This is a genomic window from Embleya sp. NPDC005971, assembly GCF_040629175.1.
GTDB lineage: Bacteria > Actinomycetota > Actinomycetes > Streptomycetales > Streptomycetaceae > Embleya.
On record NZ_JBEXUX010000026.1, the window covers coordinates 44,102 to 68,382 of the forward strand.

General features: G+C 69.4%; 25 protein-coding genes and 2 pseudogenes. 14 read left to right on the forward strand and 13 right to left on the reverse strand.

All coding sequences use genetic code 11. From position 1 onward, the window contains the following. Nucleotides 1-168: 168 nt before the first annotated feature. Entirely contained in the window at nt 169-714 is a 546-nt protein-coding gene (locus ABZ374_RS23095; protein ID WP_360313944.1) for a dihydrofolate reductase family protein, read from the reverse strand. A gap of 156 nt (nt 715-870) precedes the next feature. Here ABZ374_RS23095 and ABZ374_RS23100 point away from each other — a divergent pair, with 156 nt between their 5' ends. Beyond that, a complete protein-coding gene (locus ABZ374_RS23100) occupies nt 871-1,776 on the forward strand; it encodes a LysR family transcriptional regulator (RefSeq protein ID WP_360313946.1) in 906 nt (301 codons plus the stop codon). Between the two features lie 458 nt (nt 1,777-2,234). On the opposite strand, the gene ABZ374_RS23105 is transcribed toward ABZ374_RS23100, so the two are convergent. Beyond that, nucleotides 2,235-2,387 (reverse strand): hypothetical protein, encoded by a 153-nt coding sequence (locus tag ABZ374_RS23105; protein WP_360313947.1) that lies wholly within the window; start codon nt 2,385-2,387, stop codon nt 2,235-2,237. A gap of 342 nt (nt 2,388-2,729) precedes the next feature. Here ABZ374_RS23105 and ABZ374_RS23110 point away from each other — a divergent pair, with 342 nt between their 5' ends. The 7 genes from ABZ374_RS23110 (at nt 2,730) to ABZ374_RS23140 (ending at nt 9,739) form a co-directional block, all read left to right on the forward strand. After that, nucleotides 2,730-3,134, forward strand: a complete 405-nt coding sequence (locus ABZ374_RS23110; RefSeq protein ID WP_360313949.1) for an EthD family reductase — start codon at nt 2,730-2,732, stop codon at nt 3,132-3,134. A gap of 17 nt (nt 3,135-3,151) precedes the next feature. Then, nucleotides 3,152-4,021 carry a PhzF family phenazine biosynthesis isomerase gene (locus tag ABZ374_RS23115; RefSeq protein ID WP_360313951.1) on the forward strand — a complete coding sequence of 290 codons (870 nt, stop codon included), beginning with the start codon at nt 3,152-3,154 and terminating at the stop codon, nt 4,019-4,021. A 642-nt stretch (nt 4,022-4,663) separates the two neighbouring features. Beyond that, entirely contained in the window at nt 4,664-5,095 is a 432-nt protein-coding gene (locus ABZ374_RS23120; RefSeq protein WP_360313953.1) for a hypothetical protein, read from the forward strand. Continuing rightward, on the forward strand, nt 5,092-5,457 hold the full coding sequence (locus ABZ374_RS23125; RefSeq protein WP_360313955.1) for a hypothetical protein: 366 nt from the start codon (nt 5,092-5,094) through the stop codon (nt 5,455-5,457). The genes ABZ374_RS23120 and ABZ374_RS23125 overlap by 4 nt, the downstream gene beginning before the upstream one ends. Before the next feature lie 389 nt (nt 5,458-5,846). Beyond that, complete coding sequence (locus ABZ374_RS23130; RefSeq protein WP_360313957.1) at nt 5,847-6,311, forward strand: GMC oxidoreductase; 465 nt, start codon at nt 5,847-5,849, stop codon at nt 6,309-6,311. A 1,375-nt stretch (nt 6,312-7,686) separates the two neighbouring features. Further along, nucleotides 7,687-7,989, forward strand: a complete 303-nt coding sequence (locus tag ABZ374_RS23135; protein ID WP_360313959.1) for an alpha/beta hydrolase — start codon at nt 7,687-7,689, stop codon at nt 7,987-7,989. 217 nt (nt 7,990-8,206) lie between these two features. Next, a complete protein-coding gene (locus tag ABZ374_RS23140) occupies nt 8,207-9,739 on the forward strand; it encodes an ABC transporter substrate-binding protein (protein WP_360313961.1) in 1,533 nt (510 codons plus the stop codon). A 613-nt stretch (nt 9,740-10,352) separates the two neighbouring features. Here the strand turns inward: ABZ374_RS23140 and ABZ374_RS23145 are convergent. The 5 genes and pseudogenes from ABZ374_RS23145 to ABZ374_RS23165 form a co-directional block, all read right to left on the reverse strand. Next, nucleotides 10,353-10,985: a hypothetical protein gene (locus ABZ374_RS23145; protein ID WP_360313963.1), complete on the reverse strand. Its 633-nt coding sequence runs from the start codon at nt 10,983-10,985 to the stop codon at nt 10,353-10,355. A gap of 397 nt (nt 10,986-11,382) precedes the next feature. Continuing rightward, complete coding sequence (locus tag ABZ374_RS23150) at nt 11,383-12,747, reverse strand: VWA domain-containing protein (RefSeq protein WP_360313965.1); 1,365 nt, start codon at nt 12,745-12,747, stop codon at nt 11,383-11,385. A 617-nt stretch (nt 12,748-13,364) separates the two neighbouring features. After that, on the reverse strand, nt 13,365-13,715 hold the full coding sequence (locus ABZ374_RS23155) for a hypothetical protein (RefSeq protein ID WP_360313967.1): 351 nt from the start codon (nt 13,713-13,715) through the stop codon (nt 13,365-13,367). Nucleotides 13,716-14,622: 907 nt separating this feature from the next. Further along, a pseudogene (locus tag ABZ374_RS23160) lies at nt 14,623-15,152 on the reverse strand (ATP-binding protein). 450 nt (nt 15,153-15,602) lie between these two features. Next, nucleotides 15,603-16,139 (reverse strand): annotated as a pseudogene (locus tag ABZ374_RS23165) (IS21 family transposase); the annotation flags it as partial. On the opposite strand from ABZ374_RS23165, the gene ABZ374_RS23170 reads away from it, so the two are divergent. Next, nucleotides 16,023-16,388, forward strand: coding sequence for a hypothetical protein (locus ABZ374_RS23170; RefSeq protein WP_360314091.1), 366 nt, complete (start codon nt 16,023-16,025; stop codon nt 16,386-16,388). The pseudogene ABZ374_RS23165 and the gene ABZ374_RS23170 sit on opposite strands and share 117 nt — an antisense overlap. 29 nt (nt 16,389-16,417) lie before the next feature. Here ABZ374_RS23170 and ABZ374_RS23175 read toward each other — a convergent pair whose 3' ends face one another. After that, nucleotides 16,418-17,029 (reverse strand): NADPH-dependent FMN reductase, encoded by a 612-nt coding sequence (locus ABZ374_RS23175; protein WP_360313969.1) that lies wholly within the window; start codon nt 17,027-17,029, stop codon nt 16,418-16,420. A 104-nt stretch (nt 17,030-17,133) separates the two neighbouring features. Here ABZ374_RS23175 and ABZ374_RS23180 point away from each other — a divergent pair, with 104 nt between their 5' ends. The 3 genes from ABZ374_RS23180 to ABZ374_RS23190 are packed head-to-tail and all read left to right on the forward strand — an operon-like array spanning nt 17,134 to nt 18,067. Next, nucleotides 17,134-17,577, forward strand: a complete 444-nt coding sequence (locus ABZ374_RS23180) for a peptidase dimerization domain-containing protein (protein WP_360313971.1) — start codon at nt 17,134-17,136, stop codon at nt 17,575-17,577. Further along, nucleotides 17,517-17,777: a hypothetical protein gene (locus ABZ374_RS23185; protein WP_360314093.1), complete on the forward strand. Its 261-nt coding sequence runs from the start codon at nt 17,517-17,519 to the stop codon at nt 17,775-17,777. Before ABZ374_RS23180 ends, ABZ374_RS23185 begins: the two co-directional genes overlap by 61 nt. Beyond that, the gene (locus ABZ374_RS23190; RefSeq protein ID WP_360313973.1) at nt 17,687-18,067 is read left to right on the forward strand and encodes a methyltransferase domain-containing protein; all 381 of its coding nucleotides are present in this window, start codon (nt 17,687-17,689) and stop codon (nt 18,065-18,067) included. Before ABZ374_RS23185 ends, ABZ374_RS23190 begins: the two co-directional genes overlap by 91 nt. A gap of 494 nt (nt 18,068-18,561) precedes the next feature. Here the strand turns inward: ABZ374_RS23190 and ABZ374_RS23195 are convergent, their stop codons facing one another. After that, on the reverse strand, nt 18,562-19,365 hold the full coding sequence (locus tag ABZ374_RS23195) for an alpha/beta hydrolase (RefSeq protein ID WP_360313975.1): 804 nt from the start codon (nt 19,363-19,365) through the stop codon (nt 18,562-18,564). A gap of 141 nt (nt 19,366-19,506) precedes the next feature. Between ABZ374_RS23195 and ABZ374_RS23200 the strand changes: the two genes are divergently transcribed. Together ABZ374_RS23200 and ABZ374_RS23205 are read left to right on the forward strand one after the other, a co-directional pair. Beyond that, nucleotides 19,507-20,175: a TetR/AcrR family transcriptional regulator gene (locus ABZ374_RS23200; protein WP_360313977.1), complete on the forward strand. Its 669-nt coding sequence runs from the start codon at nt 19,507-19,509 to the stop codon at nt 20,173-20,175. Between the two features lie 133 nt (nt 20,176-20,308). Further along, nucleotides 20,309-20,410 carry a CGNR zinc finger domain-containing protein gene (locus ABZ374_RS23205; protein ID WP_360313979.1) on the forward strand — a complete coding sequence of 34 codons (102 nt, stop codon included), beginning with the start codon at nt 20,309-20,311 and terminating at the stop codon, nt 20,408-20,410. Nucleotides 20,411-20,463: 53 nt separating this feature from the next. Here the strand turns inward: ABZ374_RS23205 and ABZ374_RS23210 are convergent, their stop codons facing one another. From ABZ374_RS23210 to ABZ374_RS23225, 4 genes are all read right to left on the reverse strand, one after another. Continuing rightward, nucleotides 20,464-21,429 carry a M28 family peptidase gene (locus tag ABZ374_RS23210; protein WP_360313981.1) on the reverse strand — a complete coding sequence of 322 codons (966 nt, stop codon included), beginning with the start codon at nt 21,427-21,429 and terminating at the stop codon, nt 20,464-20,466. Between the two features lie 337 nt (nt 21,430-21,766). Next, nucleotides 21,767-22,027, reverse strand: a complete 261-nt coding sequence (locus ABZ374_RS23215) for a hypothetical protein (RefSeq protein WP_360313983.1) — start codon at nt 22,025-22,027, stop codon at nt 21,767-21,769. A gap of 605 nt (nt 22,028-22,632) precedes the next feature. Continuing rightward, nucleotides 22,633-23,121, reverse strand: coding sequence for a hypothetical protein (locus tag ABZ374_RS23220; RefSeq protein ID WP_360313985.1), 489 nt, complete (start codon nt 23,119-23,121; stop codon nt 22,633-22,635). A 357-nt stretch (nt 23,122-23,478) separates the two neighbouring features. Then, on the reverse strand, nt 23,479-24,030 hold the full coding sequence (locus tag ABZ374_RS23225) for an RICIN domain-containing protein (protein WP_360313987.1): 552 nt from the start codon (nt 24,028-24,030) through the stop codon (nt 23,479-23,481). Nucleotides 24,031-24,281 lie beyond the last annotated feature (251 nt).

Consider the following 24,281-nt stretch of genomic DNA (forward strand, 5'->3'; position numbering starts at 1 on the left):
TGGGAGTTCCGTGAGACGGGACGGGCGCGAGCCGGTGGGGTGCTGCGGCGGTCGTCAGCGGAGTGGTGTTTTCCGACGGGATTCGCGCGACCGTGTCCGGCACTGGGGAGTTCGTGGCGAGTTCCCCGGTGCCGGGGCCAGTCGTCGTGCGCAGCGCGGGGTGCTGTGTCAGGCCGCCGGTGCCGGACGGTAGTCGAGGACGATCGCGCCCGAGCTGAAGGACTGGGTGCCCGCGAGCGTCCAGGACTTCGGGGTGAGGCCGTCGGTGAACAGGCGCTTGCCGTTGCCGACGGTCACCGGGTGGAGGAACAACTTGAGTTCGTCGACCATGTCGTGCTCGATCAGTGTGTTGACAAGCGTGACGCTGCCGTAGACCAGCAGGTCGGCACCGGGCTCGGCCTTGAGCTTGGCGACCTGTTCGAGGACGTCGCCGTCGATGATGGCCGCGTTCCAGGTAGCGCTCTGGAGGGTGGTGGTGGCGACGTACTTGGGGATGTGGTTCATCCGCGCGGTGAACTCGTCGGACTCGTCGCGCGGTGACCACGCCTCGGCGAAGCTCTCGTACGTCGCGCGCCCCAGCAACAGGGCGCGGCTGGCGCGCAGTTGGCCGTTCTGGTACTTGGCGTGCTCGTCGTTCCAGAAGGGGCCGGTCCAGGCGGGGTCCTCGACCACGCCGTCCATCGTGATGTACATGACCGCAACGATTTTGCTCATGCGGAAGTCTCCGTTTCACAGCAATGGGGGAGCCGCTCCGAGGTCCTGGGTGTCCGTCGGACGCGGCCCCTTCAGCGTGCAAGATCCGCACGCGGTACAACAAGGCACGACCACGCCACGCTGGGTTGAGCGCGGCTAAACGATCAAGGGGTGGGCATGCTGGAGAGACTGGAGCTCGAAGCGTTTCTCACGCTTGCCGAGGAACTGCACTTCGGACGCACCGCAGAACGCCTGCACGTCACAACCGGCAGGATCAGCCAGACCATCCGCAAGCTCGAACGCCGCGTCGGCGGACCGCTGTTCGTACGCAACAGCCGCAAGGTGACGCTGACCCCGCTCGGCGAGCAGCTGCGCGACGACCTGCGCCCCGCGTACGACCAGATCACCGCCGGGCTCGCCCAGGCGATCACCACGACCCGCGGTGTGCGCGTCAAGGGCGTGGTGCGCGTCGGCTTCTCCGGGGCTTGGTGCGGCAACCTGCTCGTCAGGGCCGCCGACCTGTTCCGCGTGCGCCATCCGGACAGCGTGGTGGAGATTCAGGAGATCCAACTCCTCGACCCGCTCGGTCGCATGCGGGCCGGCGAAGTGGACCTGCAGCTCACCGAGTTCCCCATCGCCGAGCCCGACATCGTGCAGGGGCCGCTGATGTTCGCCGAGCCGCGCGGACTGCTGGTGCCCGCCGGCCACCCCTTCGCAGGCAAGGACTCCGTCTCGATGGAAGACCTTGCCGACACGACGCTGGTCACGATCGCCTCGGAGCACATCCCCGAATACTGGATGGACTACTACTTCCCGCGAACAACCCCGTCCGGCCGGCCGATCCCGCAGGGGCCGGCCACCCGGTTCTGGCCCGAGGTACTGGTCCACGTCAGCATGGGCGTCGGCGTCAGCACGGTGGCACTGCGCGCCCAGGACTTCCACTCCCGCCCGGGCCTGGCCTTCGTCCCGCTGCACGACGCCCCGCCGATCGACTACGGCTTCCTGTGGCCGCGCACCGGCCTGAGCCCGGTTGCCTCTACCTACCTCGACATCGTGTACGAGCTCGCCACGCCCATCCGCTGACCGCTCCGTCGGCCGGGCTCCGTGCCGACGGCAACCCCGAATTCCGCCTTCTCGACGGTGATTTCGCAGTGGTTGGCGGCGAGGGGGGTGTCCCGGGCCGGTGTGCCCTCGGGTCGAGGGCGGCTTCCGTGCCGGTGATCAACTCCGTGAAGGGTTTGCGTCTCCCGAGCCGTGCGGGGAACGCCCCGCACTCGATGAGGCCGGCCCATCCGGCGAGTTGCGCCCGGCGCGCACCGACGAACAACGGCGCGGCGGCCACGTCGATGCCCGCGTGGACGAACGTCGCCCCGATGCGTTCGCTACGTCCGGTAGGTGCGGTGATGGGCGCTCGCGTCGTCGGTGCGGTGATGCCGGGCCACCACGGGGAGACCGAACTCCGCGTTGTACGGGATCCGGTAGTAGGGGGCCAGGAGCGTGGTGTGCAGGGGGTTCGGACCACGACGCGCCAGCCGGCACGCCTACTTCAGGACGTAGCGGGTGTGGCTCCCGATGTGAACCTCGGTGTTGAGGGGGGCCACGATGCTGCTTGCGGGCTCGGTGTAGAGGACGAAGTGGGCTGAGTCTTTGGCGGGCTCGTACGTCACGGTCAGATCGTGGTGTCCGTAGCTCAACGGTCGGCGTTTCCCGAAGGTGGTCGGGCACTCGTGGCGGTCTCCTCGATCGATACCGGATCGGCGCCATCCGTGTGGGCGTTCGGTGTTTCCAGGCCGGATACGCGCGCACGGCGACCGCCGGCCGTGCCCGAGGAGGATCGGACGCCAACACCGGTTCTGCGGACGGCTCCTACCCCGGGCCCGGGTCGGGCGGGCGGGGGAGGGCGAGACCGAAGTGGGTGATGGGGGCGCGGCCAAGGTACGGCGGAGACCGGCAACAGGCTGAGCGGTCCTCGGGTTTGCGCCAGTGAGGGCGGAGGTTCCCGGATGCTATGGTCTCGTCTCCGGACGGAGGTCGTCGTGCATCAGTTGGTGGTCCTGTATTCCACGCCTGCCGACCCTGACCACTTCCGCGACCACTACGTGACCAACCATTTTTTACTGGTCATGAATATGCCCGGGCTGCTTGCGTGGCGCTACGGTTTCGACGTGGCGGCGGCCAAGGGAGAAGCGCCGTATTTCGCGGTCTTCGAAGGCGACTTCGCCGACGCCGCCGCCATGGCCGCGGCGCGGGTGTCGCCGCAGGGCCGGCGGGTGGCCGCCGATGTCGCCGACCACGTCACCGGCGGTGCGGTCGTCATCCACCATCCGGTGCGGGACGGCAGCGGCCGAGGCAGGACGGTACGCTCCGGGACGCCTTCGGTGGGCCGTTGCGGCCGGGTCCGGCCATCGGCGGAACGCCGTTCGTGGTTGCCGATTCGTTGAGTATCAAAGGTGGGTCGATGTTCTGGCCGGATGTCACGGTGGTTGACGCGTGCGTGCGGCGCGACGGCCGGGGCGGCAGCCCCACGGCTGTCACCGACGACGACCCGGCGGCGACGGACGCGGACCGGCGCGCGGTCGCCGCTGCGGCCGGCACCTCGCACGCGGCGTTCCTGGGCTCGGGGCGGACGCCGGACGGTGGCCGGCCGGTCCGGTTCTTCACCGCCACCGCCGAACTGTCCGGCTGCGGCCACGGCACCGTTGCCGCGCAGGCCGTCCGGTTGACCCGCACCGCGCTGGACGAGTCGAACGACCGCCAACACACCGGCGGGCGCACGTTCGACACCGTCGCGATCCGCCGCCCCGCCGGCATCGAGGTGTGGTTCGACCAGGGCCTCGTCGCGCTGCGTCACCCGGTACCGGACGAGCGCGCCGCGATCGTCGCCGCGCTCGGGCTCACCGCGGACGATTCGCATCCGACCGACGTGCCACGGATCGCCGCGCCCGGTGCGCCACGCATGCTGGTACCGGTCCACGACCGGTCGGCGCTGCTCCGGGTCCGCCCACACTTCGGCAGGCTGACGGCGGCGTGCCGGCGGTACGGGCTCCTCGGCTGTTTCGTGTACGTACCGCCGGTGGGCGACCGGCCGGGTGCGGCGCGGATGTTCGCGCCGGCGATCGGTGTCGACGAGGACGTCGCCAACGCCAACAGCACCGGCTGCCTGGCCGCCCACCTGCTCGACACGACAGGGGCGCGGACGGTCGCGATCGAGGTGGAGCAGGGTGACACCCTCGGTCGACCGGCCGGCGTGCTCGCTTCGGCCCGACGCGTGCCGGCGGGCATCACGACCCGGGTCGGCGGGTTGGCGGTGGTCCGCGACGGACGGTGAGGCGACGACCGGACCGTCCTCTTCTGCGATCCGCGTATGGAGCCGGGGCTGCCCGCTGCGGTCGGGCTGTTGTGGTTGCCGGCCATCCGTCGGCTTGCGCCGGTGGCGATATCCAGCGTGTATACGTGCCCGCCCCTGCCCCGCGACCGTTGCGGCTCCGGTCACCGCACCAGCCGCTTCAAGAGCGCACCCGGCTGCTTCACCATCCCCGAGGTCGCCCTGCGTTCGACCCCGAGCACCCGTGCCACACCCGTCAACTACCGATACCTTGCCCGAGCCTTCGACGTCCCCCTCGGCGCCACCCCATCCCACCCTTGGGCGAACCCGCTGCCGGCGTCCTGGCCGACCGGGGCACGCGGCCTCCTGCCCCCCGCCCACGGCCTCGACAACGGAGCCACGAGTTGAGTTCCCCATGGGCGCGTCCAACCCACCAGGATCGAAAGCAGCTGCAGGTTGTCCGTTAGCGTTCAATCGGGCTGTTGATTCTTTCGCTTGGATTCCGCAGCATTGGACTCGCCACTCCAAATATGTTGTTGGTACGGGCAAGTATGGGGCGGTGGCTGCTCGCAGCGCTCATACTCGAGGCAAGGGCGAAGACGCAAGGTGTAGGCCGTCCATCACGGTGTTGCGAGGTCAGACTCAGTGACGATCTTCGGGTACATCCTCCTTGGCGCCGCCGGCGGTGCCGTGATTGAACTCGTTGCCTTCTTCAATCGTCTCGGCGAGTGGCAGACCGCGCGGCAGGCGGCATTAAAAAAGAAGCGCCGCGATCCGCCGAGCTTCATGAATTTCATTGATGTACGGCCCGTGATCGCCATCGCTGTCACCCGACTGATGCTCGGCGCGGCGGGCGCAACCCTGTACGGGGCCACAGGCCAGGCAACCGGCGCTCTCGGGGCGCTGACCGTCGGGGCTGCGGCCCCTGCCATGTTGCAGCAGTTCGGGCAGATTCCCCGGCTGCGCGAAGCAGTGACGGATGCACGTGCCGAAGTGCCGCGACCGGTTCCAAGAACGGCTTTCGATGACAAGGCACCCGCGGCCCAAGACGACCCGGTCCACGATGGGATCTCATGAGTAAAGACGAAGGCTCCTTCACCCACAGATATTTCGGCGGCCTGATCGGGGCAACGAACAACACCGTTGGCCGTGACTCCGGCGCCAATATCGTTTCCAGTCACACCGATGAGCTGACCGAATCAATTACAGTGTTCACTCGCGCCCTCGCCTCCGCACTGACGAACCATGAACACGACTTCGACGAAGCCGACCGAAGCTACGCTCTGCATGCGGTGGAGCAGCTACAGGAGATGCCTCTTCCGCCGGATCCGACAGTCCTCCGACGGGTCTTTGCGCGACTCTCGGCGGTTCTGGATCCCTACCCCGGGATGGGGGCATACATCGAATCCATGCGACTTTTGCTTCAGCGCGTCGAGTAACCTGTGCCCGGCCCAGGTCAGCCCGCCGGATTGTGGGCATTGCGGTAGATGGTGCGGGGTTGGCGGTGGCTTGCATGTGCTGCGGCGTGCTCGGCCGCCAAGCGCACCGCCTTCATTTTCGAGCGGAGCCTCGCCATGTGCCCAGAGCATCGGCGGAGCTTGGCCCGGGTCCGGTTCGCGTTGGTGAGCGACGTTCCGCGGGTCGGTGTTCTGCGACTCCCTCCGCGCTGCCTGCTGTCCGGCTTTTGCCGGAACGTCCGTCCCGTGTCGTCGGATTGCCGATTTCGGTGTCACGGTGGCGCGGTTTCCGGCTTCCTTGGGGAGGCCGGTGTTTCGATGGCCGGGTCGCCTGGCGCCTCCGGGCCCGGCCGGGACGGAACGGGGGAGCGATGGTGACCGGGACGCCCGAGGATCACGGGTGGACGGGCGCTCGGTGTGGTGCCGGCGGCCGCGGTGCAGGAGCAAGTGGGGCACCGTCGCCTGGAGTTGGAGGGCCGGGTCGCGTTGACGCTCGGACACCTGCGGCTCGCGGTGGCCGCCGCCCGAAACATCGCCGCGGACCCTGCAACACCGGCTGCGAACGGCCCGCGAGGAAGGCCGTACCACCCCTCGCTCTGGCCGTCGGCGGCGCGACCGCGGTTGATGACGGCGACGGCGCGCTCGACCGGGTGATCGCGAATGGCCACTACGCCTTCCTCCACGGCGTCGGCACGTGCCCGATCGGCGCGGACGCGGCGACGTCGGTGGTGGACGCGGACCTGCACGGCGTAGAGGGGCCGAGCGTGGTCGACGCGTCGGTGCTGCCGACGGCGCCGGCCGAATCGGGCGCGGAGGCCGTGGCCGCCCGCTCGTGAGGACGACCCGGGCGCCCGCCGCTCCGGGGCGGGCCCCGAACACACGTTTCGAGGCGGGCGGTTCAGCCGCCCGGCAGCGACTCCACTGCGACGCCAGGCCGTTCCCGTAGCGGGTGCGACTGCGCGAACTCGATGTGTCGGCGGGCCAGTTCGTGCGCACCGTCGACGTCGCCCGCCGCGATCAGTCCGATGAGCTCGTGGTGGACATCCAGGCCCCGCGCTTGCGCTCGTCGAAGTCGGAGCTCTCGGCCACCTCGTCGACGCGCCGGCCCCCGACGCCGCCGAACACGGACCGCGCGTGGCGGAGGTGGCCGTGCCCCTGACGGTCGCGGAGGTTTCGGCCGACGCCCTGGGATCCGCGTTCGTCGACCACTTCGGGACCGACCACCCCGCCCTGGCCGCCGTACGCCGCCCGACCACACGGACCCGCCGCCGAGGGCCGCCGCCGCAGCGACGGTGTGCCCGCCCCGGCCCGGTGACGAGCGCACCCGTGCGCGCGGCGCCGGCCGGACCGGCCGTGCGCCAGGATCATTCCCCCGCGACCCTCTATTAATATATGCTCAACGCTAAATCAGATGGCGTCCCGTGCCGCGCGGCTCGGAGCGCGCCTCCTCGCGAGGAGCCCCATGTCCCAGGCCCCGAACGACGCACCCGTCCCGCGTCGCATCACCCATGTCGAACTCGTGTACCGCCCCGGCGAACGCGCGCTCGCGACTCGTGTTTCCCGGAACTGCGCGGGTGCCGCGTGGCCGACGGGGGCGGCCACCGGTTCACCGCCCCCGTCGAGCCCCGGGAGGGCGGCCTCACGCACAACGTGCTCCACGCCTGCGAGGTCACCCCGACAGTGGCCCTTCGAGAACGAACTGCGGACGCGGCCCGGAGACGGCGGGACCCTCGCCGAGGCGCCACCGCGAGGGTCGACGACGTGACCGAACACCCGTAGTATTCCTGCCACTTCGGGATCCGCCTGGCCACGAGCACGGCTCCTGAGAGCGTTGTCGAGGACATCGCGATCGCCGCGAAGGACGACCTCGCGCCGAACGGCCGGATCCGCGTCTCCGGGGTGTACCGCCCCGAGGACCCGAGTGCCGCGACCGACAGATGATGCAGGTTTTCGCGCACCCCCTCCGCCCCCGCGGAAGCCGCACCACCGGCCCCGCCACGGGCTTGCCCGCCCCGTCGACCGTCGGGTCGCATAGGCGACGAATAAGCCAGTCAATGGACGATTTGTCCAGTGAATGTATGATCCCCGCACTCATTGGGAATGCCCGACCGCGCCTCGACGCCGGTCGCCGGCCGACGCCCGCCCCTGGAGGCAGTGAAGGTGAACGCCCGCCCGCAACCATTCGTCCCGACCCCGGAACCGGCCACGCTCATGGCCGCATTCCCCTCGCTTCCCTTCGTCACGCCACAGACCGCGGCCACGATTCGCGAACGCGTCGTCGAGGCCGCGGCGCGTCGACCCCGTCCCGACGTGCACGCGGTCGCCGACCGGCTGCTGCCGGGCCCGAACGGGGACACCCCGGTGCGGATCTGCCACCCACGGCCCGCGGGGAGTCTTCCCGTCCCGGTGTCCGCCCACGGCGGCGGATGGTCGATCTGCGGCATCGAGACCCACGCGGGCATCTGCCGGGAGATCGCCAACCGCAACGGCTGCGCCGTCGTGTCCGTCGAGTAGCGCCGGCCGTCGCCGCCTTGCGCGGCGCATTCGACTCCGCGCTCCCGCTCCCGCTCGCTCGCGCGCTCTCGCCCACGCCCGGTCGCGGACCCGCAGCGCGCATCAGACCAAACGCGTCAAGGCGCCCCATCGCCGCCGCGCCAGACCGACTTTTGATAGGCAAACAGTGCACCACACCTTGCGTTGCCCGAGACCTCGCCGCCGCCGGACCAGGACAGTGCTCGTCGCGGTCCTGCTGACCCTGGCGTCGACCGGTTGTGGCCCCAGCGGGCGTCACACGGCGGATCCCGCCGGAACACCGAAACCCGGAGGCACCCTGCGGCTGGCGGTCCTCGACGACCCGGTATCGCTCGATCCCTTCTCCGCCTCGAACTATGCCGTCGCCTACGGAAACCTGCTCTCGGCGATCTACGACCCGCTCCTGTGGACGGATCCGGTGACCGGCACGGTGAAACCGCACCTCGCGCAGTCGTTCACTCCCGACAACGCCGCGCGGGTGTGGTCACTGGTGTTGCGACCGGGCGTACTCTTCTCCGACGGCACGCCGTTCGACGCCGCGGCGGTGAAGGCGAACTGGCAGATACACGCGGACCCTTCCAGCGGTTCCGGATACACGGTCGGCGCGACGAACCTCAAGCTCACCGTCAAGTCGCCACTGCTTCTGACCGTGGAACTTCCCTCACCCAATGCCAACTTCGATCAGACGGTCGCGAACAGCCTTGCCTACGTCGCGTCCCCACGCACGCTGGGAGATCCGAGTTCGTTGCGCACGCGCCCGGTCGGGGCCGGCCCCTTCGTGTTGGCCGAGCGGAGCGCGGGCAAAAGCCTCACCCTGCGCAAGAACCCGCGCTACTGGCAGCCGGGACGCCCCTATCTCGACGAGATCGACGTACGTGTGACGCCTCGGGCAACCAACGTCGCCGACGCCATCGCCGCCGACAGACTGGACTTGGCAGCCATCAGCGACCCCCTCTCGGGCAAGGTGGCCCAGGACGAACACCTGGGACTCGTGCGACTGAACCTGAACGGCGGTCTCATGATCGTCTTCAACACCCGCAGACCGCCGTTCGACGACCCCGCCGCGCGCCGGGCGGTGGTCAACAGTCTCGACTCTCAGGAGATGAACCGTCTGCTCTACGACAACGCCGGCACACCCGCACGTGGCGTGTTCGACGCGACCACCGAACTCGCCAACATCCAACTGTCCGCCGCCGAGAACCAACCCGAACAGGCTCGGGCCGCCTTCCTCAAGCTCACCGCCGGCGGAACCCGGCCCTTCACCTTCACCCACATGGTCGCCGGTGCGCCGGGAAGCGCCAACCGGACTGCGCTGTATGTCCAGGGGCGTGTCCAGCAGTACCCCAACGTCCACATGAAGATCGATCCGGTGGACACCGCCACCCTGATCCGCAGACTCGTCGCCGGAGACTTCGACATGGCCGTCTCCGGGCTGTGGATGAACGACCCCGAACCTGTGCTGTACGACTTCCTTCGCCCGGGCAGCCCGACCAACGTGAGCGGCTACTCCAATCCCGAGGTCGTCGACGCCATGACGCGGGCCCGTCTGGCCACCGCGCCCGGTGTCCGCCGCGAGGCGTACACCCACGTCCAACTCCAACTGAACAAGGACCTGCCGTTCTGGGTCTACCAGGAAGCCGCCAACGCGGTCGCCTTCGCCCCCCGCGTCACCGGTGTCCAGGCGTACAACGACGGCGTCGTGCTGTTCGACCGACTCGGCTTCGGCTCCTGAACAAGGTGGCAGGGCGGCCGCCGATGAGACCATTCGCCGGACGACGGCTCGGCCGGTGATCGTCACGATGGTGACGTCTGATCGCGGTGCGGCGGCCGGCGAAATCCGCTGACCGGATACTTCGTGGGGTGACCAGTGGCAAACCGGCCCCCGGCGGTCGGACAGCGCAGCGGCCGTATCCCAAAGGCGTGGCCCGCCGTGCGCGGATCCGGCGGACCGCTCCCGAGGTGTTCGCGACCGAGGCGACCGGAACGCCTCGCTCCGGGAGATCGGCGAACGCGTCGCACTGACCGACACGGGCGTGCTGCGCTACTTCGAGTCCCGGGAAGCCCTGTTCCTCGCCCTCATCGACCAGCGCGATCAAGAGTCCACCACAGCGGCCGAGGGAGCCGTCGGTCCGCCGGCGGCCCGTCGTTCGAACGGCCCGTCACAACACGGACGTTCCCGGGCCGGTGCGGCTCTACATGGCGATGACGGCATGCGCTCCGGAACCGGGGCATCCCGCACCGAAAGCGCCGCAATCGTCCAACCCGGTGTCGTACGCGGCACCGGACCGGCCTATGGGTGCTCGGTCCGGCGCGGGGATGGGCGGCGGCGCGCCACCGGGCTGCGGCTACCTGCCGCCGTCGCGGATGAGGAGCATTCCCAGGCCCTGGGCGCGGGCGCTGGACACCCACCCGGGGAGGTTGTCGGCGAGCAGCCACTCGACCTCCTCGGCGTCGTCCTCGTCCGGGAGGAAGTCGTCGGCGTCGGTGTGGATTCGGTCCGTGTCGAAGGCCGCGAGTTCGTCGTGGATCCGGTCCAACTCGTCCGGGGACGCGAACATGGGGAACGGCCACGGGTCCGGATCCGGGTGTGGGCCTGCGGGACTCCAGGGGAACGGCCAAGGGCGCGCCCACAAGTCGGCCGACGCGGCCAGGTCCCAGCTGCGGAATGCGCCTTCGAGCCGATCCCAGCCGCGTCCCGGCAGGACCACGTGTCCCAGCGGCGATCCGAGGGTCGGCCCGATGAGTTCCAGAAGCCACCCGTAGCCGCCCGAGCGCCCGGGGTCGAGAGAGCCGGTCACAATCTCGCGCAGCGCGGTTTCGACATCGCCGGGGTCGGTGGCACGAAGCAACCGGTCTGCGGTGCTCAGGTCCCGGATCTTCGCCAGGGCCATGCGTACGGGGACATCGTCGTCCGACCCGACCAAGCCGAAGACCGCAGCGTCATCGATCGCGAAAGCGGACACATATTGTTCAGCCACGCCGGTATTCTGCCAACGGGGACTGTCACACGCTCAGCTGGGCCGACACCACGGCTTGGAGTCGAGGGCGTGGCCCCACCGACCCGAACATCCCGAGCCGGAGGTCCGCCGAGGCCGGCTCGCCGTCGCGCGTGTGCCCCGGGCAGACCTCGGCCGACGCCGACGCCGACGCCGACGGCCGACACCGGCCACGCCCGCCACCGAGCATGAGGCGTTCAGTTGTGGCCCGCCTCAAGCGGACACTTGGCGACAGTGCCGGACGGGCAGATCCCCAGGGCCAACGCACCTCTGGACTGGGACGGCTACAAGCGCGGCGACCGCCGCGTGTCCGCCGCGCGGTGACACGCCGGCGTCGCGGGGAGCCCCTCGGCGACAACGGAGGCAAGGAGATACGTGCTCAGAGCACGTTCATGCGCCGCGCTGCGGTGATCCACTTCGGGAACTCGGAGAGCAGCCGGTCGTACAGGTCCTGGTCGGGAACCTCGCTGATGTCGTCGACGGCGAAGAAGCCGACATTGTCCACGTGGCGGCCACGCATCGTGTCGAGGCGCTTCAGGATGCCGTAGTTCGCGTTGCCGAGGCCCACGAACTGCCAGAACGCCGGTTCCTTGGACGCGCCCTTGAGTTCTCGCTTGATCTCGCTGTCGCAGTAGATGCCGCCGTCTGAGAAGAACAGCACCAACGTGGGGGCCGCGGACGGATTTTCCCGGACGTACGAGCGCACTTCGGCGATCACCTTGTGCTCTTCGTTGCCGAAGCCGACCGCCACCATGTCGACCTGACCCGGCAGCAGCTCCTGCTCGGGCTCGTCGCCTCCCGGACGGACGTGCAGCCGCAACCATTCCGGGAGTTCGCCCACGCGCAGATCCGGCAGACGTGCCGGATCGTCGGCGAATGTCCACGCCTGCATCACGCCGTCGTCCTCCAATTGCGCGGACACGGCCGCCATGCGCTCCACCACGTCGGCCACGACTCCGTCGGAGTAAAGCCAATTCATGGAGCCGGAGGCGTCCATGACCAGGATCACCCGCGCGGTGATCCCCTCCGCGCCCTGCTTGCGGAGGCTCACCTTGACCTGCTCCTTGCGCAGCGAAAGGCGATTGCGCATCTCCGCGGGCAGCGCTTCCTCGCCGGTTCCGGCCGGCGCGACGACGGATACCGCCAGGGGCGGCGGGGAGTCGACCGGCTGCGTCGGCACCGGCTGCGCGGCGGCGGAGTCCGCCGACGGATCGTCGTGCACCGAGATGCCGAAATCCGTGGCCAGACCGGCGAGTCCGGAAGCGTACCCCTGTCCGACCGCGCGGAACTTCCACTGCCCTTGGTGGCGATACAACTCGCCGCCGACGAAGGCGGTCTCGACCCCGGCCGTCATGTCGAAGCGGGCGATCTCGGCCGCCGTCGCGGCGTCCAGCAACCGAAGGCGCAGGTCCGGCACCTCGCCGAACGTGCCACCGTCCGACGACGCGCAGAACAGGATCCGGTGTATCGCCTCCTCCACGAGAGCGAGTTCCACGGCGAGCGTGTCGGTGATGCCGTCCGCCGTCTTGGTCCGGCCCAGATGCGCCAACGCGCCGGACGGGTGGCGCGGGTGGTTGTAGAAGACGAAGTCGGCGTCCCCACGCACGGTACCGGCGTCGGTGAGCAGCAGCGCCGACGCGTCGATGTCGGGAACGCCGCTCCTCGTGGACCACGACAACTGCACACGAACCCGGATGGAATCGACGCGCAGGTTGGCGCCTTGACTCAAGGATGGTGATGTCATGGCGCAATCTTGCCGAAACCTGACGCCGCGCGCCGATTCGGGTGGCCCTTCCGTGCCTTCGCGGCCGAGGAAGGCGCGCGGAGGCCCCGTTCGGTGTCGAGGGAGGCGCGCCGTCGGAAGCAGGCTTTCCCGGAGGCCGCTCTGCCCTCACGCCACACGAAGGTGCATCGTAAAGGTCCCTTCGAACTCACCCTTGGCGAGCCCTCGTTCGGTGAAACGTCCACCGGCCCCCTCCCCGCCCGACCTTCACGCATGACCGTCGCCTTGGCCGCCCTGGCCACCAGCGGCCACCTCGCCACGCCGCCCGTCGGACCACCCCGTCGGCCGGCGCCGTCGGTCACGGCCCGAGTCGCGGCCTGCCGCTGCGCTCGGGTGCGCCTTGGCAGGACGGTAGTTGCTTCCAGACGGTGATCGACGGGTGTCCGCGGAAACAGCACCCGACGCCGCCGTTTCCGCCGTGGTTTCCCGAGTACGGTTGTACACCCCGACGCGCGCCCGGCACGCCACCGTCCCGGGTCGCCGCAGTGGTCGAGGCGGTCGGGCATGTCGCCGCCGCACAACGTGTCGAGGACGACGGTCGCGGTCGAACCCACACCGCACCCGCAGAGGACTCGACATCACACGGTGAATGCGTTTCGCGCTGTTCGAGCCCGATACCGCCGCTTGCAGGCACGTGACAACGAGACCGCCGTCGTGCATGTCAAGAGGAGGCCGATGCTCATGGGCAGGAACTCCGCGGCCCATCCGTCGTAGTGCGAACCGCCGCCCTCGGGCGGGGGCGCTCCGATGGATGCGAGGGACGGCAGTGGGATCAGCACCATGCCGCCGAGGCCCAGGACCAACCGGCCCACGGCCGACATCAGACGCTGTCTCGGCGTGCGGGCGCAGATCGTTGCGTAGAACGCCAGAAACATTGCGAACCCGTATGCCGGCAGCGCGGAGTAGGCCATCCACTGGGTGATGTGCACCCGCCATCCCTCCGGGGGTGTTTGCATGAATCCGAGCAGCCCCGGAAGCCCCCAGACGGCCAGGGCGGTTCCGAAGACCCGCCATTCGATCCCGCCCGGGGACGGCCCGAACCTCCGCAGCACAGCCACCGCACAACAGGCGGCGAACAGTCCGAAAAGAAGACCCTCCAACGCCCCGTAGCACGTCTGCCGCCAGGCAGTCGACGGCGGAAAACCCCCGTGCGCGCCCCGCCAGGCTCCCGACGCACCCCACGCGACCGCCCCGATCACCATGCCGACGGACCGCAAGCCCCCTGCCCGCACGTCTCTTCGCACCAGCACCACCAACGCCGCCCCCTCGCCCGGTCACGACACCACAGGGCCTTGCCGCCGAGCACGATCATGTCAAGTCACCGGGCAGCCCCAATCGTCGACCTCCTGCGACCGACACAACACCGAAACACGTGGTCGAACGCACCGGACCGACACCACGCCAAGCATGGCCGACCCCACCGAGATCCGCCCCGAACCCGGCCCGGACGAACTGCGCGCCCTCGTGCCCGAAAGCGATCACCGAGCCCCAGGACCACCGGCCACGGCGTCGAGTTCGCGGGCTGCCGCTCCATGCCCGAAGGTGTCGGTCGCGGTACCACGCCTGTTGCTCGACGACGGCCGCGTCGGCGCTCGTGACGAGGGTGGCGGTGGGGCCGAAGTCGTGGATGGCGGGGCGTCCTTGCCCGTCCCGGCAGCGCCACGCAGCTTCCACCTTGTCCCACAGGCGTCGCGGCCCGCTTTGCAGAGTGTTGGGGGTATGCCCGGGGCGAACCTGTCGAGGGACAGTAGGAGTTCCCCGCTCGCGGACGGTTGATCTCCCCACTGGCGGACGTTGAAAGTCCCCGGCGGACAGTTGATCGCCCCCCTCGTTGGTTCAGCCGAGCGGGACGACGCCTCGTCCGGTGGTGGCCTCGGCAAGGCGGTGGCTGTCGCCCTGCGTGACGACGACGTGGGCGTGGTGCAGGAGGCGGTCGACGGTCGCGGTGGCGAGGGTCTTGGGCATGATCTCGTCGAACCCAGACGGATGAAGGTTGCTGCTCACGGCCAGACTTCGCCGTTCGTAAGCGGCATCGACCAGGCGGTAGAAACCCTCGGCGGCGTCCGGTGAGACGGGCAGGAGCCCGATGTCGTCAACGACGATCAGATTCCAGGGTCCGCAGTGCGGACTGCGTCGGGATGGGGATCGAAGACGCTTCCTCGTTCCAGATGTGGAAGGTCTTGCCGGTCGGGAAGGCCGCGCGGGTGCAGCGGGTGCGGAGGTTGGCAGCGTCGCGGCCAGCCGCCTCTTCGGCCGGCAGAGCCCGGACGATCTCTGCCGGGTCCCAGCGCTGGGCCTTCGCCGTGGCGATGATCTCGGCCATCGCCCGGCGGATGTGCGGCAGCTTCAACCTGGGTCAGTGCGATCGCCTCGTCGAACGCGGCGCCGGACGTCGCGGCGGCCGCCGAGGCCGGCGCTTGGATGCGGGGCCGCGTCGCGGCCAGTAGGGCGGAATTGTCGTTCATGAAACAGGTGCTCTTGCCAGGTCGGGGCCGACGCGGGATGCCCGTCGACCGAGGTGGTGGGGTTGCTGTCGTGGGGGCCGGATAGGTTGCCCGGATGACTGACACGGACCCGCTGGTGCCCGTCCTCGCCGGACTCGTCGTCGACGTCGTCTGGTTCCTCGACAGCTGCGAGGACGACGAGGTCGACCCCGACTCCGCGGTGAAGATGACGGAGAGCGTCGCCTGGGTACTGGGGCGACTGCCGCTGGACCAGCGCGACCGGTTCCTGAAGGTCCTCGCGGACCTGGCCGAGGCCGAGGAGAACCCGGGGCGGCAGGAGTTTCTGGAGTCCTTCCCGTTCTCCTGCGGCCTGGTCGAAGAGGGGCCCGAGGGCTCAGGTCGAGCCGAAGCCTGACCAGGCGGAGGTGCCCGGCTGCAGGCTGTGGGTCTCGCTTCGGCGGATCGGCTCCGTGCGGTCGTGCTCGCCTTGGTGGTCCAGGATCGACAGCAGGTCGCCCTCGGCGAAGCGTCCCACTGTCGCCGCAGTGCCGAGCGCGCCCGATCGACGTCGGCGGTCCCGTAGAGCTTGGCGAGCGCGACTGCGTCGGCCATCTTCGCCCTGATCCGGCGAACGCCGGTCGCCGCGGCCTCAACCAGCCAGGCCGCCGCCCCCGGTCCGATCGCCAGGAACTGGGCCTCGGCCGGGTTGGTCGGCTTCGGGGTGCGCTCGCCGCGCGGGGCGTCGGGGTAGTGCTCGTCGGCGATCCGCGGACTGCCCGGCCTCGAGCGCGGGTGGCGGGCGACCTCGACCGCGCTGCCCGCGGCCATTGCGGTCACGATCAGCTCGTCGCCGTGGAAGCGGACCCAGACCCGCTCGTCGACGAGCTGGTGCGGGACCGAGTAGCGGACCGCGAGTACCCCGCGATCCGTGCGCGGCGCGCGAGGATGAGCCCCGAGCGGCGTCGTGCGGCGGGCGATGTCGTCGACACGATTGCCCGCCGCGACCCGTGCGCCGCGCCGGCCGCCGAACCCGAACCGGTCGATCCCGGGGACGGCATCCTCGTGGTGGACGACGACACGACCCTGTACGTCTTCCTCCCACTTCGTGCGGCTTGCGACACCCGGGCCCTTGTCGCGCGCTTCGGGTCCACCGTATGAGCGTCGTCGCGGGGGCGGAACGAGGTCGATTACTGGTCGTCCTTGAGGGCCGCGGTCATCTGCTCGTCGAGCTTGCGGACGTGGTCGCGGTAGGAGTGGAGGGTGGCGTTGACGTCCTTCAACTGCCAGTTCTCGTCGACGTCGTCGTCGGTGGTGACGAGTTCGAGGTGGTCTTCGAGCGGGCGCATGTGCAGGCCCTGCAGAACGGTCAGGAGTTGCGCGGCACCCTTGTTGCCGCCGCGGGTGCCGTACGTGGCGACGGTGGCGGGCTTGTCGTGCCATTCGTGGTACAGGAAGTCGAGGGCGTTCTTCAGGGCTGCGGGGTAGCCCCAGTTGTACTGGGGGAAGACGAACACGAAGCCGCTGTATGAGCTGACGGTGCGGCTCCATGCCCGGGTGTGTTCGTGTGCGTACTGCTGGAGGGCGGCCTTGAGGGGCTCGTCCAGCAGGGGCAGGCCGACCTGGGCCAGGTCGAGCAGCTCGTAGTGCAGCGGGCTGGTCTCCTGCGCGACGTCGCGGATCCAGGTGGCGATGTCGGGGCAGATGCGTGCGGGACGGGTGCTGCCGATGACCACCGCGATGCGGTCGCCCGCCTGTTCGGGGCCAGGTCGGGCGGTCTGCGTGTCGTTGGTGCTGGTCACTTGCGGCCTTCCCGGTCACGTGGTCGATCCCGTTGCACCCATATTCCCATCGATGGACGGGCCTCGACGTCGCCGGCACCCCGGTCGTCGCGCGTACGCCGGCCATGTCGGCTCCAGCGCGCACCGGTGCGATCACCTCGTGCCCCGGCCCCGTGACCGTGGCAGGCACCGGGTTTCGCATCCCCGTCCACGGCCGCAGCGGACACGGCTCCGCGCTCCACCGGGCCGCCGACCCGGTCCCGGCCGCCGCCGAGATCGTCACCGCCCTGCAGGTCCTGGTCACCCGCACCACCGACGCCTTCGAACCGGTCACCCTCAGCGTCGGCGTCCTGCGCGCCGGCACCATCGCGCCGTCGTCCACCGCCACGTCCGTCAACGCGCCCGGCGCGAACGCCGGATCGACCAGGCCCAGCCGCGCGGCAGCGCTGTCCGCGAGCAGGTCGGTGACCTGCGGCGCGACCGTGCCGTCTACAACCTCGGCGAGAGCGTGCACACGACGATCCCGAACTCGTCCGTCTGGGCGGCCGGTCTGTGGATCACCATCCTGAATTACGTCTACGGCCTCGGTGGGCCGGCTGTTCGAATGCAGGGCCGGCCCATGCTCCGTGTTCTCGCGGGTCGACGCGGCACCGACCATGGATTCACCTCGAACGGCAGTTGGCTGCGACACGGCTTCGACGCGCTCGACGTGGAACCCGGCCACCGGGTGCTGGAGTCGGGTGCGGGACCGGCTGGAACGCCGCCCTGATCGCGCACCGCGTCGGCCCCGCCGGCCACCTCACCAGTGTGGAGGCCGCCCCCGAGCTGGCGGCCGGTGTTCGCGCGGCCCTGGCCCGTGCGGGCCTCGACAAGGCGGTCACGGTCGTCGTCGGTGACGGTGCCCAAGGCCACCGCGACAGCGCGGCATACGACCGCGTGATCGCCACCTACGCCGTCGACCCACGTCCCCTGGACGTGGGTCGAGCGGCTGCGCCCGGGTGGCGATCTGGGTTTCCCCTGGGGCCGGTTGGGGCATTTCGCCGTGACCGTCGGCGCTGACGGCCGCTCGGCGACAGTTCATGCCGGCCTGCGGCATCGCCCCTGTCCCGGAGTTCGACGAGGTCTGCGCCGGCCGCGCCGCGGACGACGAACGCTTCCTCGCCCGCGACGTGGCACCGTTGCACACCGACCGCGACCTGTTGTGGGCGTTGCGCGTCGCGCTGCCCGATGTCGTCTACGCCACGGACACCGACGAGGACGGTGTGACGTGTGGGTTCGCGACGACGCCGGATCGTGGGCGGTGGCGACCACGTTGCCCGACGGCCGGGTCCGCGCGAGTCAAGGCGGTGCGCGGTGCCGTTTCGCGTGTCCGGCCATCGGCTGTGTGGTGACGCCCGGGCCGTGCGGTGACCTGCGCGGGCAACACGAATCCGGTACCTCTCCGGTGACATCCCGGATCGAGGCACCGGGCTTTTCCCCGGGTGGCCGAGGCGGCCGGTGAGGGCGTGCGGCCACCGATGATGATCACCGTCGACGGGGGCCGAGGATTTTTCTCATGCCTGCTGTCCGGTGGTGAAGAAGTCGGCCAGGACGGGGGCGAGGGGTTCCGGGTGGATGTCGTGTTCCTGGCCGGGGAAGACGTGGAGGGCGAAGTTGTCGGCCAGTGCGGCGAGTTCCCGTGCCCCGGCCAGCATCTGGGGTGCGCCCGCGTCCCCGCTGCCGACGAGGACGGGCACGGTCACCGACTGCCAGCGGTCGGCGGGCAGTGGCCGGCCGGACATGGTGTCGCCCATGACCTGGCCGTCGTAGGGCAGGGTGCGGGCGGTGGCCTCCATGCCGGCCCAGAAGGGGGCCTGCCGCATTCCGGCGACGGCTTCGGCGGGCATGCCGACGGCCGCGGTCATGAAGTAGGCCACGGCATCTCCGTACGCGCCCTGCTTGACGAGTTTCGTCAGGTGGGCGACGTAGTCGGCGGGCAGCGGCGGGCGGCTGTCGTCGGTGATGAAGGGCGGTTCGTACAGGGCCAGGCGGGAGACGGCACTGCCTCGGGCCGCGGCCTCCAGTGCCAGTACGGCACCGGAGGACATGCCGAAGACCATCGCCTCGCCGCCCACGCGCTCGATCAGCGCGTCCAGGTCCTCGACCTCGCGCTGCACGTCGTACTCCGGGCCGTCCCCGCTGTCGCCGCGGCCGCGGCGGTCGTACGTGATCACCGTGAAGTGCTCGGCCAGCACAGCGGCGAGTCCGGCAAAAGCACCGCGCGTCATGAACGCACCGCCGACGAGAACGACGGTGGGGCCCGAGCCCTGCTGCTCGTACGCGATGGCCGTGCCGTCGGCGGAGAACACCTTGTCCATGAGGAACCACTCCAGATTTCTACGCGGTACGCGGGGTCGAAAGCCCCCGAGTGCTCGGAACTGGACGGTACAGTACCCAAACGAGTACTGGTCGGTCCAGTACTCTCCAGGAGAGCCGAGACGGATGAGAGGGAGTGGACGATGGACAGTCGTTCCGTGCGCAAACACGAGGCGATCCTGGAGGCAGCGACCAGCGTTTTCCTGGACAAGGGGTACTCGGGGACGAGCATGGACGACATCGCGAAACTGGCCGCGGTGTCCAAGCAGACCGTCTACAAACACTTCTCCGACAAGGAGAAGCTCTTCGCCGAGATCGTTCTGGCCACCACCGAACGCATCGACAACCTGGTCGACTCGGTGGCCGACGTCCCAGCCGACGCCGACGACCTGGAAGAGAACCTGACCCGCCTCGCCCACCGACTCCTGACGACCCTCACCCAACCCCCGGTGATCCAACTGCGCCGCCTGATCATCGCCAACGCGGACACCTTCCCCGAACTGGGCGCCACCTGGTACGAACAAGGCTTCGAGCGCGTCCTGGTCACACTGGCAGTCACCTTCCGACGCCTCACCGACCAAGGACTCCTCAAGACCGACGACCCGATGCTGGCCGCCCACCACTTCGCCGGCCTGCTGCTGTGGATCCCGGTGAACCAGGCCATGTTCCGCGGCAACACCCGCAACACCGAGGCCGACCTCGACCGCTACGCCGCCGCCGGAATCCGCACCTTCCTCGCCGCCTACCGCTCACCGGGCGAAGCTCCGTCTCCCGTCTCCCGACCCCCTGCGCCCGAGTCCGGTCGCCGGTGACGAGTTCGCCCCTCGCGTGACCGGGGCGGGCGGTGCGGCAGCGCGTACCGGCCGGGTGGTCCGCGCCTGAGTCGGATCACGGGTGGCCCGTTGTCGCCCGGCGCCGGGTCCTCGCACAGCGGCAGACCGCTTCGTGGACCAGTCGCGCAATCGGACGCGCCGCTTCTGTGCCAATGCGTGCGCGAGCCGGACCACGGTCGCGGCGCATCGGGCGCGAGCGGCGAAGAACCGTTAGGTCGTTTCCGGTGGATCGGTTCGGTTCGGCCGACGCCCCCGGGCGAACAGGTGTCACCAGGCCACGGCGGTCTTCCAGATCGTGTAGAAGATCCCGTCCGCGGCGCGGTCGAGGGCCGTCGGGTTGATGTTGGTGGTCGTGTCGCAGGACGAGTGGTGGCACGCGTCGAAGGGGCGGTTCGCGGTTCCGCCCCACTTGGCCGCCTGTGCCGACGACTTGATGCCGCGGGTGCCCGTCGTATACCCGGACGTGGGTATGCCGGCCTCCCGGAAGGGCACGTTGTCGGAACGGCCGAATCCCTCGATGTTCTCCTCGGGGTACAGGTTCAGGGCGTTCCAGTACTGCCTCAGGGGCGCGGCCGTGGGCGACGAGACGCCGTCGACGAAGTAGCCGGCGTTGGTCGACCCGACGGCGTCGATGTTGTAGTAGGCGGTGATCGCGGCACGCTGGGACGCGGTGAGCGATTGCACGTACGACTTGGATCCATCGAAGCCCTGTTCGGTACCCGGCCACCAGATGAACCGCACACTCTCGGCCATGGCCGGGTCGGCCTGGGCCAGGGCGAGCGCGTTCTCCAGGAGGACGGCGGCACCGGAGCCGTTGTCGTTGATGCCGGGTCCGCCGAAGTCGTTGTCGAGATGGGCGCCGAACACGACGACCCGACGGTCCTCCGGGGCGTCCGGCGGCGGGGCCGGCCATTCGGCGGTCAGGTACGTGGCGGAGCGAACGCAGGGGACGCAGATCCGCTGTCGGACACTGATGCCCGCGCTCTGCAGCCTGCTCTGGATGTAGTCGCGCGACGCGTTGTATCCGTTGGTTCCGGTCACGCGATTGTTGCCGTACTGGGCGGCTATCGCCTGGAGTCGGGCCAGGTGCGACTGGACTTGGGCGACGTTGATGTCCGGTGGCGAGGTCCCGGCCGCCGGCGCCGACGCGGCGGCGGTTGGTGTGGTCATCGAGACCACCAGGGCGGCGACCGCTGCCGTGACGGTCGCGATCGTCTGCGTTCTGCGGTTCATCGAGGCTCCTCGAAGTGGAAGACGTACCTCGATCACGATTCCGGCCGGAGGTGGGCATCGGAAGCGTGCCCGAGCCGAGACCAGGCTCGCACCGGGCGCGTGGCTCCCGCAGGACACCCGGTACGGCCGGCAAGAATCGGCACACCCCTACTCCGGGCGCGCCTCGACATCCGTCGGGGTCCCGGAGCACGTTCCCGTCGAGACACCGGCGTCCCCGGGGGTGTGGGGGACGTGGAGTCGTCCCGAACTCCGAGCAACCCGGGCGGGATTCGTACGAGACCATGGGCCCCGACGGCCGACAGCCGCGGCCCGGATGTCCGCGATCGTGTCTTCGGCGTCAGTCCCAGACCAGGGACACGACTCGGTGGCCTTCGGGGTTGTCGGGAAGATCCGTGAACCGGTCGAGCCGGTGGACGAATCCTTCGATCACCCCGTCGGCGCACAAGGATTCGTGATCCACGCGGCGTTCGATCTCCCACGTCTCGGCGCTCGTGCAGAGGGCGACGGCCTCGGCCATGATGTCGTCGCGACAGACGAGGTCGTCGTGCGGTTCCACACGGATCCACGCGACGTCGGGCGCCTCCTGGAGAACGCGCAACCGTCGGTGGATCTCCGCCAGTTCGGGGCGCCCATCGGCGGGCCGGTCCGCCTCCCATCGGTTGGGGGCGAGGGAGTCCTGCGCGTCGTTGCCGACGAAGAACTCGTCGAGTGTGAGCAGCGGGAGCGCTCCGCAGCCGGATCCCCGGGACCTCGCTGCGGACCACGTCGTGCGCGGCGGACAGGTCGTCGATCGTCTGCGTCCGGCTGTCGCCGGCGTACGCGACCACCGCCATCACACGGCCGTCGTACGCGCGCAGGGCGCGGCGAAGCGCGGCCAGGTCGTACCGGTAGTCGGTCACCGGGACTTCGAGCAGGGCGTCGCCGCAGCCGAGCCATCCCAGGGCGCCCTTGACGCTGTACTGGCCGATCCCGGCGGGGACGACGAGCTTGAATCGGCCCGGGTCGCGGACGCCCTCGCGCATGGTGCCGGGTGCGGCGTGATCGCGCGCGAGCATCATTGCCACAGCGTTGCTGCCCGAGCCGCCCTGGGTCAGGACGCCGCCCACGTCCCACACGTGGAGGCGCACGGCTCGACCCCGCGCCCTGCCGCAGCCGGTCGACATCAAGACAGCGGCTTCGCCCGGCACCATGTTTGCAGCCCGGTCAGAATCCAGGACAGATGTGCTTGCGGACGACGGCCAACACGAGCTTGGCTTTCGCAGCGCCCATCGGTCCGTTCGGCGTGGTGAACCGCTGGTCGACGAGTTCGATCAGCTTCGGGTCGTCGCCGGGCCACTGCTTGATCGAGGTGCATTGGTCGCGCCCGCGGCTGACGGCGCGGTCTGCCTTGCCGTTGACGATGGCCGGGTCGATGGCGTCAAGGTCGGCCACGTACTTGGCTTGGGTGGCTGCGTCGGGCTTGGGGACGGCAACTGCTGCACCGGGTGCCGCGGCTGTGGTTGTACCGGCTTCGGCCTTCGTGGTCGGCGCAGCAGGGCTGCTTGCCTTGGGCGTGTCCGGGGTGACCGTGGCGGGTCCCGCGGCTTTGACCTTGTTGGTCTTGTCGTCGTCTCCGTTGCCGCTGCAGCCGGTGGCGAACAGGACCGCCGCCGCCAGGGTTGCTGCGGCGGCGTGTCGGGTGATGCGCTGCACTGTGCCCCCAGAGTGTGTGTTCCCTGGTAGACCGGCGGCGCGGTCGGAAGGTTGTACGGCGGTGCCGGATCGGGCTCGCCGATGCACCGCCTGGTCGAGGCGGCAACCGAAGCACGACGCGTCTGGAACGCTCGGAGCCCTGGGCGCACTTCGGCCGCGACGTCGCTGTTCAGGTTGTCGGCAGCTTGATTGCGGTGGGCCTGTTGGGTCTGGTCGCGTACCTGTTGGCCAGGTAGGCCGGACGCACGACGGCCCCGAGTCGGGTCGGCTCGGGGCCGTCGGTGGTGTATGGGTATGCCAATTACACGGGCTGTGGACCACCGACTCCGGGGCTGCCGGCCGTGTCGTGCAAGATTTCTACGGATAGACCGTCCCGTACCACCTCTGATTTTCGCCGCCATGGCACGTCCACTGTCCGGCTGCGTCACCGTCTCCGGTTCCCCAGGAAAGGATTTCGAGACATTTATCAGAATTTGCGTTGACTATATCTTCACCATCTGAATTATGTGGAATTGCACGCCATTCTTGAGTTCGTGATCCATTGCACTCCCACTGGCCTGCCGGGGCGCCGTCGTCCGTCCGGTCGCCGCGAATCTCCAGACACAATCCGGAATTGACGTTTACGAGCGTGTAGTACCCGTTGGGGCCGTACTTTGCTATCCAATTCTGTGTATGCGAGTGGTTGCATTCCCACTGGCCTGCCGGGGCGCCGTTGTCCGTCCGGTCGCCGCGAATCTCCAGGCATCTTTGTGAAAAAACATTCTTGAACGTATGCGTTTTCCACACGATGATTGGGGCGGTGCCACCGGGGGCTGGGTCGGCGGTGGAGGGCGTGGCCATCATGGTTGTGGCCAAGGCGAGAGCACCCATTGCGCCAAGCGGGGCCCGCAAGAATCTGATTGACGGCATCGTGAAGTCTCCTTGGGTCAGATCAGATCCTTTACCAGGCAATACATGCGCGATAGTGCCATCTCAGCCAACTGGCTGTGACAGTCAGCCGGAGCCGGGTCCGGCGCGGATGCGGTCCTGCTCTGCCCTGCAAGAACAGTGACAGTGAGCTGCCGGCCCACGTGCCCTCCTGCGGCCGGAGAGGCCGGAGAGGCCGGACAGGCAGGACCGGGACATCAACCCCCGCACGGCGCAGCTCACTTCTTGGACCA

What these genes read in the sequence shown, in the direction of transcription:
- ABZ374_RS23095 (WP_360313944.1), bottom strand. Translation starts at nt 714, where the DNA reads ATGAGCAAAATCGTTGCGGTCATGTACATCACGATGGACGGCGTGGTC.
- ABZ374_RS23195 (WP_360313975.1), bottom strand. Translation starts at nt 19,365, where the DNA reads ATGGACAAGGTGTTCTCCGCCGACGGCACGGCCATCGCGTACGAGCAG.
- ABZ374_RS23180 (WP_360313971.1), top strand. Translation starts at nt 17,134, where the DNA reads ATGTCGGCTCCAGCGCGCACCGGTGCGATCACCTCGTGCCCCGGCCCC.
- ABZ374_RS23150 (WP_360313965.1), bottom strand. Translation starts at nt 12,747, where the DNA reads ATGACATCACCATCCTTGAGTCAAGGCGCCAACCTGCGCGTCGATTCC.
- ABZ374_RS23225 (WP_360313987.1), bottom strand. Translation starts at nt 24,030, where the DNA reads ATGCCGTCAATCAGATTCTTGCGGGCCCCGCTTGGCGCAATGGGTGCT.
- ABZ374_RS23125 (WP_360313955.1), top strand. Translation starts at nt 5,092, where the DNA reads ATGAGTAAAGACGAAGGCTCCTTCACCCACAGATATTTCGGCGGCCTG.
- ABZ374_RS23115 (WP_360313951.1), top strand. Translation starts at nt 3,152, where the DNA reads ATGTTCTGGCCGGATGTCACGGTGGTTGACGCGTGCGTGCGGCGCGAC.
- ABZ374_RS23210 (WP_360313981.1), bottom strand. Translation starts at nt 21,429, where the DNA reads ATGAACCGCAGAACGCAGACGATCGCGACCGTCACGGCAGCGGTCGCC.
- ABZ374_RS23200 (WP_360313977.1), top strand. Translation starts at nt 19,507, where the DNA reads ATGGACAGTCGTTCCGTGCGCAAACACGAGGCGATCCTGGAGGCAGCG.
- ABZ374_RS23100 (WP_360313946.1), top strand. Translation starts at nt 871, where the DNA reads ATGCTGGAGAGACTGGAGCTCGAAGCGTTTCTCACGCTTGCCGAGGAA.
- ABZ374_RS23135 (WP_360313959.1), top strand. Translation starts at nt 7,687, where the DNA reads ATGGCCGCATTCCCCTCGCTTCCCTTCGTCACGCCACAGACCGCGGCC.
- ABZ374_RS23130 (WP_360313957.1), top strand. Translation starts at nt 5,847, where the DNA reads ATGGTGACCGGGACGCCCGAGGATCACGGGTGGACGGGCGCTCGGTGT.